Genomic DNA, 15,597 nt, shown 5'->3' on the forward strand with positions numbered 1-15,597 from the left:
TCACGACCCCACAAGGTCGTACATCCGGAAAAAACCGAAGTCCTTCGCCAGCGGGACAACGCCGACATAGGTGCATGTGAATTCCTGTCCTGTTTCCAGAAGCAGAATCGCCGCGAAGGCTTCTGTGACATAGACGCGGCCCGGCGGAGCGATCGGTTCGATGCGCGCTGCCTTGCTCAGCGCCCGGCCATAGAAAGTGCTATGATGTAGGACCGGGTCCCATCCGGCAAAGACCGGACCGTAGTGGGCACCGATGCGCATGGAGGGGGGCGTTTCGCGCTCGAACAACCTGCCATCGACGGCCGTCAGCCGCTCCTGCACCGCCAGGCTAATTCGGGCGGCGGTGCGTACATCGGTCAGCACCATGTGTACCGCATCACCCCATGTGTTTCGCAACTCCACATTGTTTCGGTGTTCGTCAGCCACGTCGCCTATCACGCGCATGACCTTGTCCCAGAAGACCGGCAGTAGCCGCTCCTCCAGTGATGAAAATCCAAGCACGTCACCGAAAATCAGCGCGTGCGTCAGCCGCTCATCGAGTGTGGGCGCCGATTCCTGGGGCTTGACGAGATCGTCCAGCTGCACCTTCATGCGCTCGCGACCACGGCTTGTCCAGACGGCAGCGTGGCTCGATGAGTGGTCCCGCACGGCGTCAGCCAAGGTTACTTGCACAGCCACCCCGTCGATGTGCTGGGCCCGAAGGAGCGCCAATCCCATCCCGAAGCGCACGGCATAGTCCGCCTGGGTGGTATCGGTGGCATCGGGATCGTCCGAAGGCAGAACGACACGGTGTGCTTTACTGCAGCAAGCTTCGAACCGTGTTGCCCACGGATCGCCTGCATTAGCCTGGATGACCTTTTTCAGCAGCGATTGCCTTATCGGAATCGCCAGCTCCAGCTGGGCCCCGAACGACAGGATTTCCTCGGCAAACACGATTTCGGCAGCCGTCCCGACCGATCCGAAGGCCGCGCCGGGCCGCAGGCCCGCTACGGCTTGCCTAATCCGGCGGCACATTTCCGTTTCGCTGAGCTGGCTGAAGGTCCATCCTGTACCAGGCAAACCGTTGCTCAGAAAATGCACTGTCACAGGCGGTTCGAGTGGCGTCAGAAATGCCGCAATCTCGTTGTCGCTGGCTCCGGCATGAGCCATGATTAGTTTCAGCTGGCGGCGGGTCGAGGAGCGATCGCCCGCATTCGACGGTCTCTGCATCGCCTCGACAAGCGCGACGCGGGCTTCCTCTTTCCTACCGAGAAGCAGATTGGCCTCGGCGCGGCTTGCCAGAGCCCAGTAGTCGGCGGCCCCCGCGCCGCCGGATTCGGCGATGATGCTATGCGCCAGATTTGCTGCTTGTGCATGCTCGCCGGCAAGGAAGGCCAGGCTGGCCATGTTGATCGCCAGATAGGAATCCGGCGCGCGCTCATGGATTCGCTGATAGATGGACGCCGCCTGCAGCAGGCCTGCACGCCGCCCATCGCCTTGCATCTTCAGCGCAAAGTCCTTTGCCAGGCGCGCCTCAAGTGCCAGGATATGAGGATTGGACGAGGCCCCGAGATTCCAATCGGCGAACAGCCGTCTGGCATGCGCGGTGGCGCCCGCACGGGCAAGGGCCAACAGTCCCGCGTGCTTCAGCTGCTCGCAGTCGGGCCAGGTTTTCAGATGTTCGCAAGCCAGATCGTAAGCAAGCAGCAGGTCACCCCTGCCCTTCACTGTCTCGACCTCGGAAATGGCCGCAGCCAGCGTCTCGTTCATCTTCGCTTCTCTCCTTGCTGGATGATTCCGACATCACCAATTTGGCGTATTGCGATGCCGTCGGGTGGGGGCGTCCACTCCATCACTGCTTTCATCGCAGTGAATCGGAGCCGGGCGATGGGCAAACCACGCGAGCGGCGCGAGACAGGAGAACAGGATCTGTTCCGCGCCGCAGCCAGGAAGTCAACCGTCACACGGGGCGCGCGGCATTGTTGATGTTCATACAATATCGAATCGCCAAGGTGTAGGACATCGCGTCCTCGAAGCTCGATGTGACCGCATGTGCGACGCCCGATGCCTTATGGCCGGCAATCGCCAGCACTCTCTCGCCAGGGCCGAGGTTCACCTTAGCGCCGCTGTTACCCGGAAACGTAGCGATGACTTGCGCCGAATCGACATCCGGTTTTAATGCGGAGACGAGGACAAGCTTATGCGCGTAACCCCGCCGATGAATCTCCTCAATCTCCCACTTTAGGCCCGCGCTGGTGCCGTAGATCAAAACAATCAGTTGCGACTGGTCCAGATATTTCTGAACGAGTTCCTTCCAGTCACCTGTTGCTCTTTCCTTAGCGGCGCCGAGCATCGGCGAAATAGAAGATCCAGGCGGGCTCAATGCAATCACCGGGCCTAATCTGCCGGCCATATCCACAATGCACTCTTCCAATCGCAAGGTATCGACGTCCAATCCTAGAATGACGGACAGAACCTTACCGGCGGAATTGCCGGTGGTTAGTTGATCATCGTGAAACGACCTTAGAAAGAGGATTGGAGCTCGGCTGTCTATCCGCAGAAGCTCGGTGGCGTTTCGCTGCAGCTTGGCCTTCAATTCCCTGAAGCTGGACAGGAAGGCAGTTGACACCGCTCTCCTCTTCCAGATGAACAGAAAAAGCATGATGAGCATGGCTACCGGGGATGCCACTACCGATATGACCGCGATTGGCAGCCAGATTACCGAGCCAACAATTGCCAGCCTTGCCATTCTCCATTGGAACACGAATATCGCCTTCACAAATAATCCGATACTTTTTGGGAGAAAAAGAGGTAAATAGTTGAGATGCAACAGAGTTCGCGACGAGGTTACAGACAATCCAAATGTTGAGTGTCTAACATAAACGAGATAAATCATATGGATCACAAACGTCGCCATCGTTGCGCCTAATACGCATAGCGCTATGTCTACAAACAAAACATCTTCTTGATCTAATTGATGTCGATATTCGATAAAGAAGTAAACAAGTGTTGCAGAGATAACCGTTGATGTACATAGCGCGAAAACGGAGTCCTTACTAACCTGGGACAAGAGCCAAAACGGCAAGGCCGCAGCTAACATAAAGAGACTAAATGTAACGAAAAAAACAGGAATAGCGACTAGAACGAACTGACCATCTCCAGCATAAACTAAGAAAGCGATAATTACAACAATCCTCAATAACATTCCAAACACTATTGTCGCGACAAGCAACCCAAGAAATAACGCACAAAGTATTTTAATTAAGTTCGGTGCGATAGCCAATAGTCGTTTAACGCGAATCATCTGCGTGAGACTGACAATCTCGGGTGCGCCACCCACCGCCGCTTGCACTCGATCCTCCTTTGAGCTCGCCATCCGCGCTACCCTAGAAGAACACTATAGACTATCATTCGCGGGGTTTAAAGTAATCGTACGAGTTGCTACCTAAGAAAACTCGCCCCCAGCGAACCTCCAGGGCTCTCCATCAGACGCGGAATTGGAAAGAACGCTCGCACTGCCGACCCGGTTCTCGTCCGGCACGAAACAGACCGAGAAGCGCGCTTCTGCAGACAAGCGGCGCTTTGCGCAATGCTGCGCAACGTCCGAGGCGGCTCGGACGCATGTTCCCTCACAAGCTGACGGCAATGGCGCCGCGGCTGGTAGCAAAAGTGAGGAACTGAAAAATGATCACCAGCTTCGCAAAGACCGCATTTACCCGCACTGCCTCGGCCATTGTCGTCGCGGCGAGCCTGTTTTCCGCCGGCACTGCTTCGGCCTTCGAACGCTGGGTCGACATCGGCAACGTCGGCTCTAGCGAGATAGTCGGTGTTTACATCTCGAACATCGACAGGACCGGCTGGGGCCGCAACCTTCTGGGATCATACTCCATCGGCGTTGGCTACGAGATGACAGTCGATCCGCGCCGGCCGGAGGGCTACTGTCGATTTGATGTACTGATGGAGTTCGCCGACGGTTCACAAACAATCGCCTGGGATCAGAACCTCTGCGAGATTACCGACGTCGTCGTCAGCGAATCCGGGTACTACGCGATCTGACCGGAAACGTTCGTTCCTAAGTCCATTTGGAATTCAACGGACGAACTGATCAGATATACCTTGCCGCTCCAACCGCCGCCGGTCAGCCGGCGGCGGTTTTCTGGTACGAGGATTACACAAGGATCACTCGCATTCATCGTAGCGTTGATCCGCACCGTGCTGCGGCGTACCGGATAGGCGGCATAATCACACCGCCCCTGAGCCGAACAAATTTGTTCAATCCCGGCTCTTTTCTCGACATCGATGCGACAAGCGGAATTGCCCCGGGCGAACGGTGGCAGAAGGCCCTAAACGATGCGGCAAACCGCTGAGAGGCCGTCCATCTTGCTGATCAGTAAGGCGTGGCCGGCGTCGCAATGGTGCCATGAGAAACTGGCGCTCGCTCACAAGCTCAACAAGCCAACAAGCGCCTGTTCGGCGTACTGATCGACGCGGTCGATATCGCCGGCATGCTGGCGCGGCTACGCGACGCGTGGCAGCTAATCGATCTAGAGAGCGGTCGCGACGGCATGCGCCTCGAGGTAGAGCTACCAAATGGCCAGGCTATACGTGTGTGCGGCACAGAATACTTTTCGGAATTGCGTAGAGGCCTATTCCACCAGCGAAGCGCGCGATAGCATGGCGCTCGGCCGTGCTATTTTGATCACGGAGGAATGAGACATCATCTTTGCCGACATCGATCCAACCAGCGGAATTGCCGCGGGAGAGCGCTGGGTGCATTCCGCCTGGCCCAGCCGCTGCGAGTGCTTTACTCGGCGCTAGCTGCAGTCGTGCCTCAAAGAATTCAATTTTGCAGTGCGCCTTAAATCCTCTTCGGCGGCGACGCTCGATGCCCGCTTCTTACCTGGCGGCCGACAACAATTCCAGCATGCGATTGCTCGAACCGACGTTAGCCCCAATCTGACCAGCCCGAATATAGGCGTATCCAAAATATAACCGTTGACTGCCGAGTCGCCGTCATGATTCCCGAACCTTGTAGGTCTGTCTAGCGCCGCGCAGCACCCGTTCCTGACCGTCTTCGTTCGGCTCGACCGAAACATTGACCACCGAATAGCGGCCGGGATCCCCACCCCTCGCCACTTCGCGCATCACGAATGCACTAGTGGCAAAGACGTTGCCGATGGCGACGGCGGTTAGGTCGGCGGCGGCGTCAAGCTTTAGTATGTCGTCGAGGCTCGGCGCCCCGTCCTTGCCGCAGATTGGGCCAAAATCGCAGATGATTCGCGCCGAAGACCCTGCCGTGGCGGCCAACGTTGCCAAGCGCGACGCTGTGAAATGCGCCTCCTCAAATCCGGACGGCATATAATGTCCGGCGATCCGGCGATCTTTCAGCGCCCGGATGCCAAAGCCTGTCTCGTCAAGCAGCCGCCGAATCTCGGCATTGTCCTGTTGCGAGCGCGCGAAGGCAAAAACTATCGGCGCGAAAGGGTCAGCGCCGCGCGGGTCCGTGGGCGAGTCCTTGCGGCGCAACTGCGCATCTATGACATCTGCGTTGAAGCCTCGCGCCACGAACTCGGCCAAGGTGTTCTTGGCGCCAGCCTTGCTCGCGGCGGCTTGCGGATGGATAACAGCGAGCATACGCGGTCGGGTCATCAAAGCGGCTGCCGCGAAAATCGTTTCACCGGCTAGATGTCTGTTGGTGTTGAGATAGTGGTAATCGACCTCAGCTTTCCTTACCTCGTGCCTCCACAGTTCGGTCACGGTAGCGGCCTGATCGAGGCAGGCAAAATATCGCGCGACCCAGTCCGTCGCAATGTCATCGCCGTTGCCGATTGCCACCGACAGGTCACAGAAGCGGCCGACGGTGAAGGGCAATGTGACATTGAGCGGAATGCCGGCTTCTAATACCAATTCGGCAAAAATAATGTCTGCGCCGCACGCAAGCGACATATACACGGCCGGAATCTTGCGGCCCTCGAGCCATCCGCTCATTTCGATTGCCAGAAGACGCTCCGCTTCTGTCAACTCCTCCGGCGTGCCATCGCTTGACTTCATGACATGGCCGCTAAAAAAGACTGGATCTCCAATATTGAGGGTGGCGAGTTCGGCCGACGTGTCTGGCCCACCAGCAGCGGAAATCAGGGCGAGCTGGTGACGCGTTGAAGTCGTCTTGGCAAGATCAGCGTCAACGGCGGCGGCAGCAGCGATGAAGTGGCCGATCGCCAACTGTCGCTCGCCGAGCACCAGACTTGCTTCGCCCAGCGACGCTAATGCCCAGTATTTTCTTGGCTCACGCGCGACAAGCCGGCTCGCAGCGAGCGCTAAGGCCCGCCCCTCATCCTCCTCGCCGCCGAGCATGGACAAAGTCGCAGCATTGACGGCGCAATAGTGATTGGGGCTCGCCTCATGGACCTCACGGTAAAGGCGCGCCGCCTCCAATGCCTGATGACGCAGCTGCGGCGATCCGGGCTGGTGAGCAACTATCATCTCCTTACTCAACCGAGCATGCAAACCGCCAATGTCAATAGCAAGCATAGGCAGCCGCGCCGCGAGGAGGGTGTCCAACGCCTGTTCGGCGACCTCGTCGTAACCCGGGAAGTCACCATTTCGCAGCGAGAGTGATTGCTTCCAAGCGGTCCGCAATCGGTCTTTGAGATCACCCATGGAGCACGTCCACGCGAACATCGGCGCTGCGAGGATATCCTTTGCCTGCTTGTTTGCACCGAGCCTCACACTTATTAGCGCGAGTTGGTAAGCGACTACCGGGTTATCCGAGAAGACGCTGAGAACGTCCGCGGCGGTCTGGCTTGCCTTGGCCAGCAGGCCCCGGGCGGTCTGGTCCTCAATATTTTCGATCACCGCACGCAGGTTCTGGGCGACATTGGGAGGGCTGAGACCTGCGATCCGCTCAACGCGCGCGACATCTGGCAGCGTAATCGGCACGGTCTCCAGCAGTCCGCGAGCCGACCAGTCGGAGAAACGTAGTGACAGCAGCCGACGCGAAATGCCGAGATTATCGGCAAGATCCTGCTGCTTCAGTTGATGGTCAAATATGCCTTTATTGCCAGCAATATGTCCAAAATCATCGAGCTGGGACAGAAGGCCGGTAGCGAAGCGCACCTCGGGATGCATGGCTCTACGCTCTGCATGAACGGATGCGATTTCGGTCAGCCGTTGGGCCGCCTGCCGTATGATCCGACGACGGAAATCGGCCTCCGTTTGGGCGATCCCGGCAAGTACGGCCGCCGGAATAGTAAGCACGGCAGCATTGCGAAGAATCCGAGCCGAGCAGATGCGAGGTGGCAGCCGTTCCGAAAGTCCTCCGAGCAAGAACTCCACATCGCCCGCGATCTCGCCTTCGGTCAAGCGGTAGCCGACTGGGGACTGCGGAGTGATCGGCGCACCGAAGCCGACCTGCAAGACCGGACCTTCGCGGCTGCCAACAGTGGGCACAATCAGGAAAAGAACTGATGCCAAATCGCCATACCGGAACAGATGGCCATCGGCAGTCGGCTCGATCCGGCGGAACGACGCCGCGTCAGCGATTGCCTGCCATTGAGTCCGCTCCAGCGTCCGAAACACTGGCGAGCCGGCGACGATCGACAATTTGTCCACTGCAGCGTTTCCCGCTTGCCGGCAGCCTAGCTTGTCTGGCTGTAACTGCAATGGGGCTTACCCCCGGCCAGCGATATGACCACCTGCCCAAATTGTTTGTCGCCCATCGGCAAGCCGCATAAACTCCCGCGTTAAAGGAGTCATTTCCCTTGAGGTTTTGCTTGACGGTCTAGTTGCGAACTAGAGAGGTGCATTATCGTACAAAAGCCGAAGAACTCGCGACGCAACCTGCTCATCAAGCAAACAAGCAGGCTTTAGGTACCCCACCGGAAATGAGAGGACTGACAACGTCAACAGCGAAACCGCGCTTTCGCTCGCTTGGTATTGGCTTCCGGTCCAGCTGAACGTCGGCTTTGGAGACGCTGTATTCTGGCAAGCGCGTGCGGAATGGGGTCAGGGGTTGTCACCCCCAACAGGAGATTGAATGCTCGATTGAGTGTAATGCACAATATGCGGGCCTCTCTCAAGGGTGCCAAATCGCGAAAAGGTTGCTCGGACCATTGATTGACCCATCAAGCCAAAGGCCAAGGATGTTCGTGGACGAATCCTACGTTGGGTCAATTCACACATGTATGGGCTAGGCCCCAAGAGAAGTTGCAGTTGCTTTAATCTCAAGACAAGTTGCCTGTCCGATTTCAGCAGGCCGCTATCTGGAAACCGGATGGGTCCCGTCTTGTTTGGGCAAGAAAGCACAACGGATTTCTGTCGCATCCGGAAGGTGAAGCGGCACTTGGTCTTCGGACTTTCCTGAAGCCCGTGCCTTCTCTCATGGTGTCAGCCTTGACGCGGTCGCTGCCGCAATGCCGATGCTTCCAGTGGCGCGCGGATGCCGGGAGAGGAAGAGGGTGGGCGGGCCGCGGCGGCGGGTGAAGGTCCGGGAGAGAGTCTCCCGGCGCCCGCCGAGGAGCGACACCCATGACCCAGATGGAAATTCACACGCCCAAGCGCAATGAGCGGGCCGGTTACAAGGTCGACGTCAGCCGCGGCCAGCGTATTGGCCGCGTGTCGTCAGAATGGTTCAACCGTCCGGCGGATGAGCGATACCTGTCGCTCAACGACCTTCGGAATTCGGTGAAGAGCCGGTCGGAGCGCAGCAAGACCCGCATCGTCGAAAGTGAGCTGATCCGCGTCGAGGCCAGCCGCGACGATCCGGAGCGCCTGAGGCTAATGCTGCCCGATGCGCCTGCCCCAATTGCCCCCACGCATTGGAGTTTTGGCCAACTCGCCAGCCTGGTAGGCGCACCGGCCACCTATCTGCGGCAGCTTCCAGCCCCGCTCGCCGCGATCAACCTTCAGCACGGTCTCCTCAACCACCGCGCCGAGCAGGTGAAGACGCTGGAAATCGAGAACGGACGCCTCGAATTGCGGGCGGTAACAGGCCCAGATTACGGCAGAATATTTGACTCAGAACTGGTCGACGCCGTGCAGAAGATCGCCGGCAACGGCACCGGCGACACGCGTTGGAAGGTGCCCGGCGTGCTCAACTGGTCAACGGGAATCTACAATCCGAACGTCGACATTTCCACCGACACAACCACGCTCTATGCGTCCGACCGCGATGTCTTTGTGTTTCTTGTCGACGACCTGAATCCGATCGAGGCCGGCAAGCTGCCCGACGGCTCGCCCGACGTCTTTTTCAGGGGGTTTTATTGCTGGAACTCCGAAGTCGGCGCCCGAACGCTCGGAATCGCCAGCTTCTATCTACGTGCAGTGTGCCAGAATCGTTGCCTGTGGGGCGTGGAAAATTTCGAGGAAATCATCATCCGGCATTCCAAATATGCCGCCTCGCGTTTCGCCTTGGAAGCCGAGCCGGCGCTGATCCAGTTTGCCGATTCCTCGCCCATGCCGTTCGTCAACGGCATCAAGACGGCGCGGCAACGGATCGTTGCCAGAGACGACGAAGATCGCCAGGGCTTCCTGCGCAAGGGGGGCTTCTCCAAGTCCGAGACCACGAAGATCATCGATACTGTTCTCATGGAGGAAGGCAGACCACCGGAATCGATCTTTGATTTCGTGCAGGGCATCACGCGGGTCGCGCGCGACAAACCGCATCAGGATGTCCGCCTGGAAATGGAGGGCAAGGCCAAGAAGCTTCTCGATTTCGCGACCTGATCTTGCGGAGGCCACCAACAAAAACTTTCGGGCCTCACGTCCGGTTCGCCCTCTCCATCAATTAAGCGCCGCCTTCCGAAACAAGAGGACGGCGCTTTTTTCGTGGGAGAACCCTGTGACTCCAACATGCTGGAGGCCCCTCCGGCGGCTTGGTCGCGTCGAGATCCGCGAGCCGGGGCCGGGTCGGCGGGAGGCCTGGAGGCAGAGGGGTGAGGGGAGGGTTCTGACGGGCTTGGAGGTTCGGGGAGAGGCCCCGGGCCGCCCGTCATGGAGAACCTAACCATGGCAAAGAACGCCATTCAGAAGATCGCGATGAACGCCGCGGAGAATATTCCCTATGACAAGCTAATGCTGTCGCAGAAGAATGTTCGGCGTATCAAGGACGGAGTGTCGATCGAGCAGCTGGCCGAAGACATCGGACGGCGAAAGCTGATCCAGAGCCTGAACGTCCGTCCCGTGCTCGATGGCGAGGGCGGGGAGACGGGCACGTTCGAGGTGCCCGCCGGCGGCCGACGTTATCTGGCGCTCGGCATCCTCATCAAGCAAAAGCGCCTGGCCAAGAACGAGCCAATCCCCTGCATCGTCAACCGCGTGCAGGAGACCTCGGCCGAGGAGGATTCGCTTGCCGAAAACCTGCGGCGCGCCGACCTTCACCCGCTCGATCAGTTTCGGGCCTTCAAGACGCTCAGCGATCAGGGCCTCGATCCGGAGGAGATTGGTGCCCGCTTCTTCGTATCGCCGGCGACGGTGAGGCAGCGCCTGCGGCTGGCATCGGTGTCACCGAGGCTTCTCGATCTCTACGAGAAGGACGAAATCCGGCTCGAACAGATCATGGCGTTTTCGATCTCGGACGATCACGCGCGCCAGGAGCAGGTCTGGGAGCGGATTGCCAGCTCGCACACGCAAGAACCCTACTACATCAGGCGCCTGCTGACGGAGACGACGGTGCGGGCCGATGATCGCCGGGCCGTCTATGTCGGCGCCGAAGCCTATGAAGCGGCTGGCGGCGTCATCCTGCGCGACCTGTTCGAGCAGGATGCCGGCGGTTGGTTCCAGGATGCCGCACTTCTCGAGCAGCTCGTCTTCGACAGGCTGAAAATGGATGCCGAGGCGATCCGCGCCGAAGGCTGGAAGTGGGTCGAGGCTGCGATCAGCTTTCCCTATGGCCACACCTCCGGTATGCGGCGCATCTACGCCGAGGCGCAGGAGCTCAGCGCCGAGGAGATCGAACGCTACGACGCGCTGAAGGCCGAATACGACAAGCTGGATGCGGACTATGCCAAGGCCGAGGACGCCGACGAAACAATCGAGGCGAAGCTCGACCAGCTGGGTGCCGAGCTCGATGCGATCGATGATCGCCCTCAAAGCTACGATCCCGCCCAGAAGACCAATGCCGGTGTGTTCGTTACGCTTGCCGCGAACGGCAAGCTCCAGGTCGACGCCGGTTTCGTGCGGTCCGAGGACGAGCCGCGGACCGAAACCGGCGATGTCGATGAGGGCGAGGAACGGGGCGCCGACGGCGGAACCCGATCCAATGGCGATGACGATGGCGATGGTGTTGTCGTCAACGGCAAGCCGGTGAGCGACGCCTCTGGCGATGATGGCGAAGACGATGGAATCAAGCCACTGCCCGATCGGCTCGTCTTCGACCTGACCGCGCAGCGGACGCTAGCACTGCGCAACGCGCTCGCCGGTGACGCCGACATCGCCATCGTCGCCGCACTCCATGCCTTCGTCCTGCAGGTTTTCTATCGCTTCGCGCCGAACACGTGCCTGGAGATAAGTCTGAAGAGCGGCGGCTTCAGCCAGGTCGATGGTCTTGCCGAGACATCCTGGGCCAAGGAGATCGCCGAACGGCACGAAGCCTGGGACCGCGATTTGCCCGATGAAGCGGAAGGCCTGTGGGACTTCATTCTCAGCCTCGACGAAGCAAGCCGCAAGGCGCTGTTCGCGCACTGCGTCTCGCTGACCCTCAATGCGGTGGTCGAGCCCTGGAACAGGCGCGCGAAGGCGCTCGAGCATGCAGACGTGCTTGGCCGCTCGCTCCAGTTCGACATGGTCGACGCCGGCTGGACGCCCACGGTCGAGTTCCTGGGGCGGCTCACAAAGGCGCGGATTTTACAGGCTGTCCGTGAAGCTCGTGGCGCAGACTCCGCTCAGCTGATCGATCACATGAAGAAGGACATCATGGCCCGTGAAGCCGTCCGTCTTCTCGAAGGATCAAGCTGGCTGCCCGAACCTCTTCGCCTTGAGGTCGATGAAGTGGCTACCGATGCTGGCAGGGGCGTCGCTGGCGACAGGTCGGACGAGGCGACTCTCGACGGCGATGCCGCCGAGCTGCCGGCCTTCCTCGCCGACGATGCGGACCCGTCCTCCGATAAGCCGGTGACCATCGACGGCGACGAAGCGGACCACCTCCAGGCCGCCGAATAGTCGGCCTCCCGCTCCGCACGGGTCCGGCACTTCTGCCGGACCCGTTTCGGTTCCAACTCACTCTCAAGCCCGGGATCGCCGTAGCGCGCCCGGGCGCTTTCGTTTCATGGAGATCCACATGTTCGATTGGAACAGAAACTGCTCCTATGACGAGCAGCACAAGAGACGTTTTCACATGACAGCCCGTTCGCGGCTGAAGAAACTCGCCGCCGAACTTGCCTTGCCGCAGGGAAGCTTTGACCTGCGCTCAAATAAGGCGGGCATGGCCGTTTCCGGTGAAATTACTCTGCACCATGACTGCGCCTACATCCAGGTCGGCCAGTTCGGTTTGTCCTCAGGTCACGGCATCCTGATCCGCGCCTGCAAGGGCCGCAAGGACTACATCGGCGGGGCCAACCACTTCGTTGCGCTCGGCATGCTCGACGACATCCCGGCGCTCGCCGCCGCCGTGCGTGCCATCACTGGGGTTGGTCGAGACGCTTCGCGTTCCTCCGAGCGACACGCCGCCTGAACCCTGCAAACCCCACCATCGCCGGTACACGCGCCGGCCGCAGGCTCGGCCAGTCGACAGCCACAACACCACCAAGCAGTTGCGACGACGCGGTTCATGCCGCGCGTGGCCGACCTGCGTTCAGGAGAACTCCATGACCGCACATCCACCCTTCAGGAAGGTGCTCGACGGCGTCGCCACCCGCGAGCAGATGTTCCAACTGTTCAGCCGACACAAGGACACTCCCGGCATCGATCCGCTTTCCGGCACTCCCTATTCAGGCGAGTGGTTCCAGATCACCGCGTCAGAATACCACTTCATGCTCGATTTGCTGCCGCCGCTGTTCAAGCGCACCGGCATGTTCGGCATGTCGGAGTTCAAGGCCGGCTACGTGACCAGCGTATTCTTCGCGATCCGGATCCGGGGCCGCGAACGCTGGTTTCATGGCTTTTGCGACCTCACGGATCGGCAGTCCCCGGACAAGATGCGCGCCGCTATCATCGCCCACGAGACCGGTGCGAGCGACAGCATGACCCGCGCGGAAAAGCTCGAGGCGATCTGGAACATGACCCCTGTCGAAGTCAGGGGGATCGCCCGCAATGCAGATCCCGAGCCCGGGTCGGCCGAAAATCGCGGCAAACGCACGATTCTCATTAACGCCGGAAGACATGATGCCGTCTTCAAGCTGCTTGACGATCTGTCGGATCGCAGATTGACGAAGTCCTGTCCTCCGTTCGATCAAGCCGGAACTCAAAGAAGGGAGGCGACGATAGAGGCTGTCCCTGAGAGCTGCCGCTCGGAAGGGAAACGTTAGCATGGTCCGGCTACTCCGCTTAATTGGGCGCGTCGGATAGGCTATGCGGCGTGATGTCTATCAAGGAGGGGTTCTATCGGAGGCCGACGGGCGAGACGCTCTCGCACATTACGATCGCTTACACGCAGCCGTATCGCTTTCCAAGATACCGTGACGGCGACCGACATTGCTCAATCAGTCGCCACCGGCCTGCGCATTTTCACGATATTTGAGGCCAGCACCGACGAGGTGCTCGTAGCCACGTATCCAGGGTCAGACTTCAACCAGGATGATCCTGGTCACCTAACCACCATGGGAAATCGACCATAGCGAGGCCGTGGGGCCGACTGGCTCGACGATATGATCGACCAGTCGCCGAACAAAACGTCGGATCAGGACCTTCCGTGCGGGATGCATCCGGCATTGCGCAAGGCGCCGATGAAGAGGCTGGCCGGGCCGGCGATACTCGTCCTGGCCTGCATCGGCAGCGGCAGAGCGTTCCAGTCCTCCAAGGGAGCGATAAAGCTGGAGAAAGTGCCATTGACCATGCAATGGCTGATCGCCAAGCCCTGCTTGTCCAGCGCCAGAATGCCTGTCTGGCTGCTTGGATATCGGACGGCGGCGATCCGCTGCATCTCCAAATCGCCATCGATGCGCAAATCAAAAAGCAGGACGCCGTCGCTTCTGTTGGCAATTTCTGCGACTTTTTCCGTGAATCCAAGAGGAAGCGCACGAACGCTGTCGACCGCCATCCCGAAAACAAGCGCGTCCAGCTCATCCGCCGCCATGGGAAGATTAGTTCCCAAGAAAATTTGGATTGCAATCGCTCCAGCCGGATTGTGCACAGTCATCGCGCGCCGCTGGCTAGACACCTGAGCATCGCGCGTATGGATGCAGCTCTAAAGATCTCTCCATCACCTCTCAGTAGGTATGTTTTGCCCCGATGATTGAGCCTGTCGCCCAAAGCCCATGACACATCGCTTGCTCGTTGCGTCGCTTCTCCGATAAAGCACGGCGAGAGCGACAGATACCTTCGCGTCGGATACTCGCAAATACGAACAGCGACTTGGCTTGCAAGTCGTCCCCACATCAAGGAACAGACTATGAAGCGCCAGATCCGGCCATTTGTCGTGGAAGTGAAACAGAAGCGCGGCAAGCAAAAGCCAGGACATTCGATCTGGGGCGATCGTGACCTGTCCAAGATTGTCACGGAGATGACGCAGCCGGCTGATCGTGCTCAGCCCCCAAATTCCCAGCTTATTGACTTCAGTATAAGAGCCATTGATGCTGAAGAAGGAGACAAACCACAAGCGGAGCATGTTATGGCCGATTTTCAGGACGCTCAAACTGTTCAGACCACAGTAGCGCCAGCCAAAGTGGAAGTGCCTGAATCGAAGAAGAAAATCCCGCGAGCAAAGAAAGCGAAGGCAGAGCTCGCAAAGCCGGCCCGCAGGAACGGGGCGAAGCCAGCGCCCCAGGCCGCTGAAGCTCCGGTGGCAGTGAAGACGGCCCGCAAGACATATTCCGAGAAGGAGCGCGCCCAGAAGCTTGCCCAGATCGAGAAATCGATCGCTGGCGGCGCGACCAGCAAGATTGCGGTCGGCCAGGCCGGCATATCCGAGCAGACCTACTATTCTTGGAAAAGAGCTGCCGCACCTTCTTTCGACAACGGCGATCTCCGCGATCTTGTCGCGCTCGAAGAAGAAAACAAGCGCTTGAAGGGCCTGCTTGCCGACCGTCTGCGCAAGGAAAATACCGAGCTCAAGAAAAAGCTGGGCCTGGCCTAGAGCCTTTCACGTTTTGATGGAAGCGTAGCCGGCGTTTGCGAAGTAGTTGTTGCATTCGGTTGCCTCGATCGTTTCAACGAGGTGGCCGATGTGGCGCCAAGTGTCCTCGACGGTACGTTTCTGAGCTTGGCGCATCCAGTGTTTGATTTTGGCAAAGGCCTGCTCGATCGGATTGAGGTCTGGGGAGTAGGGCGGTAGGTACCAAAGCCTGGCGCCGGCCGCCTTGATCATCTGCCTGATGGCCGCCGACTTATGACTTCCCAGATTGATGGGGTGGACGCCCCCTGAGGGCATCGCTGTGCCAAAGTGGTGTCGTTGATCATCACTTGAACGGAGGCGTCCATGTCGGAAGTTAGCATGATCGGGTTGGATCTAGCGAAGAACGTGTTCCA

The 15,597-nt window shown here is 59.2% G+C and carries 10 protein-coding genes and 1 pseudogene; 6 read left to right on the forward strand and 5 right to left on the reverse strand.

Annotated elements, in window-relative coordinates:
• Both NKI54_RS33600 and NKI54_RS33605 read right to left on the reverse strand, forming a co-directional pair.
• The gene (locus tag NKI54_RS33600; protein WP_352694029.1) at positions 1-1,749 is read right to left on the reverse strand and encodes a tetratricopeptide repeat-containing protein; all 1,749 of its coding nucleotides are present in this window, start codon (positions 1,747-1,749) and stop codon (positions 1-3) included.
• Positions 1,750-1,939: 190 nt separating this feature from the next.
• Positions 1,940-3,331, reverse strand: coding sequence for a hypothetical protein (locus NKI54_RS33605; RefSeq protein ID WP_352694031.1), 1,392 nt, complete (start codon positions 3,329-3,331; stop codon positions 1,940-1,942).
• 332 nt (positions 3,332-3,663) lie between these two features.
• Here NKI54_RS33605 and NKI54_RS33610 point away from each other — a divergent pair, with 332 nt between their 5' ends.
• On the forward strand, positions 3,664-4,035 hold the full coding sequence (locus tag NKI54_RS33610; protein WP_352694033.1) for a hypothetical protein: 372 nt from the start codon (positions 3,664-3,666) through the stop codon (positions 4,033-4,035).
• A gap of 957 nt (positions 4,036-4,992) precedes the next feature.
• Here the strand turns inward: NKI54_RS33610 and NKI54_RS33615 are convergent.
• The gene (locus NKI54_RS33615; protein ID WP_352694035.1) at positions 4,993-7,590 is read right to left on the reverse strand and encodes a Crp/Fnr family transcriptional regulator; all 2,598 of its coding nucleotides are present in this window, start codon (positions 7,588-7,590) and stop codon (positions 4,993-4,995) included.
• Positions 7,591-8,505: 915 nt separating this feature from the next.
• Here NKI54_RS33615 and NKI54_RS33620 point away from each other — a divergent pair.
• The 4 genes from NKI54_RS33620 to NKI54_RS33635 all read left to right on the forward strand — a co-directional run bounded on the left by NKI54_RS33620 (position 8,506) and on the right by NKI54_RS33635 (position 13,439).
• A complete protein-coding gene (locus NKI54_RS33620; protein ID WP_352694037.1) occupies positions 8,506-9,702 on the forward strand; it encodes a DUF932 domain-containing protein in 1,197 nt (398 codons plus the stop codon).
• A 282-nt stretch (positions 9,703-9,984) separates the two neighbouring features.
• The gene (locus NKI54_RS33625; protein ID WP_352694039.1) at positions 9,985-12,135 is read left to right on the forward strand and encodes a ParB/RepB/Spo0J family partition protein; all 2,151 of its coding nucleotides are present in this window, start codon (positions 9,985-9,987) and stop codon (positions 12,133-12,135) included.
• A 106-nt stretch (positions 12,136-12,241) separates the two neighbouring features.
• Complete coding sequence (locus NKI54_RS33630) at positions 12,242-12,646, forward strand: hypothetical protein (protein WP_352694041.1); 405 nt, start codon at positions 12,242-12,244, stop codon at positions 12,644-12,646.
• Positions 12,647-12,806: 160 nt separating this feature from the next.
• Positions 12,807-13,439 (forward strand): DUF1419 domain-containing protein, encoded by a 633-nt coding sequence (locus NKI54_RS33635; RefSeq protein ID WP_352694043.1) that lies wholly within the window; start codon positions 12,807-12,809, stop codon positions 13,437-13,439.
• Positions 13,440-13,810: 371 nt separating this feature from the next.
• Here NKI54_RS33635 and NKI54_RS33640 read toward each other — a convergent pair whose 3' ends face one another.
• Positions 13,811-14,206 carry a hypothetical protein gene (locus NKI54_RS33640; protein WP_352694044.1) on the reverse strand — a complete coding sequence of 132 codons (396 nt, stop codon included), beginning with the start codon at positions 14,204-14,206 and terminating at the stop codon, positions 13,811-13,813.
• A 315-nt stretch (positions 14,207-14,521) separates the two neighbouring features.
• Between NKI54_RS33640 and NKI54_RS33645 the strand changes: the two genes are divergently transcribed.
• Positions 14,522-15,205, forward strand: a complete 684-nt coding sequence (locus tag NKI54_RS33645) for a transposase (protein WP_352694046.1) — start codon at positions 14,522-14,524, stop codon at positions 15,203-15,205.
• A gap of 6 nt (positions 15,206-15,211) precedes the next feature.
• Here NKI54_RS33645 and NKI54_RS33650 read toward each other — a convergent pair.
• Positions 15,212-15,472, reverse strand: a pseudogene (locus tag NKI54_RS33650) (transposase); the annotation flags it as partial.
• Between the last annotated feature and the right edge of the window lie 125 nt (positions 15,473-15,597).

Origin of the sequence: Mesorhizobium sp. M0663, assembly GCF_040320585.1 — a bacterium.
In the GTDB taxonomy this organism is placed as follows: domain Bacteria; phylum Pseudomonadota; class Alphaproteobacteria; order Rhizobiales; family Rhizobiaceae; genus Mesorhizobium.

Excerpts from the sequence above, each read along its gene's own strand:
- NKI54_RS33600 (WP_352694029.1), bottom strand. The coding sequence starts at position 1,749 with ATGAACGAGACGCTGGCTGCGGCCATTTCCGAGGTCGAGACAGTGAAG.
- NKI54_RS33610 (WP_352694033.1), top strand. The coding sequence starts at position 3,664 with ATGATCACCAGCTTCGCAAAGACCGCATTTACCCGCACTGCCTCGGCC.
- NKI54_RS33620 (WP_352694037.1), top strand. The coding sequence starts at position 8,506 with ATGACCCAGATGGAAATTCACACGCCCAAGCGCAATGAGCGGGCCGGT.
- NKI54_RS33625 (WP_352694039.1), top strand. The coding sequence starts at position 9,985 with ATGGCAAAGAACGCCATTCAGAAGATCGCGATGAACGCCGCGGAGAAT.
- NKI54_RS33630 (WP_352694041.1), top strand. The coding sequence starts at position 12,242 with ATGGAGATCCACATGTTCGATTGGAACAGAAACTGCTCCTATGACGAG.
- NKI54_RS33640 (WP_352694044.1), bottom strand. The coding sequence starts at position 14,206 with ATGGCGGCGGATGAGCTGGACGCGCTTGTTTTCGGGATGGCGGTCGAC.
- NKI54_RS33645 (WP_352694046.1), top strand. The coding sequence starts at position 14,522 with ATGAAGCGCCAGATCCGGCCATTTGTCGTGGAAGTGAAACAGAAGCGC.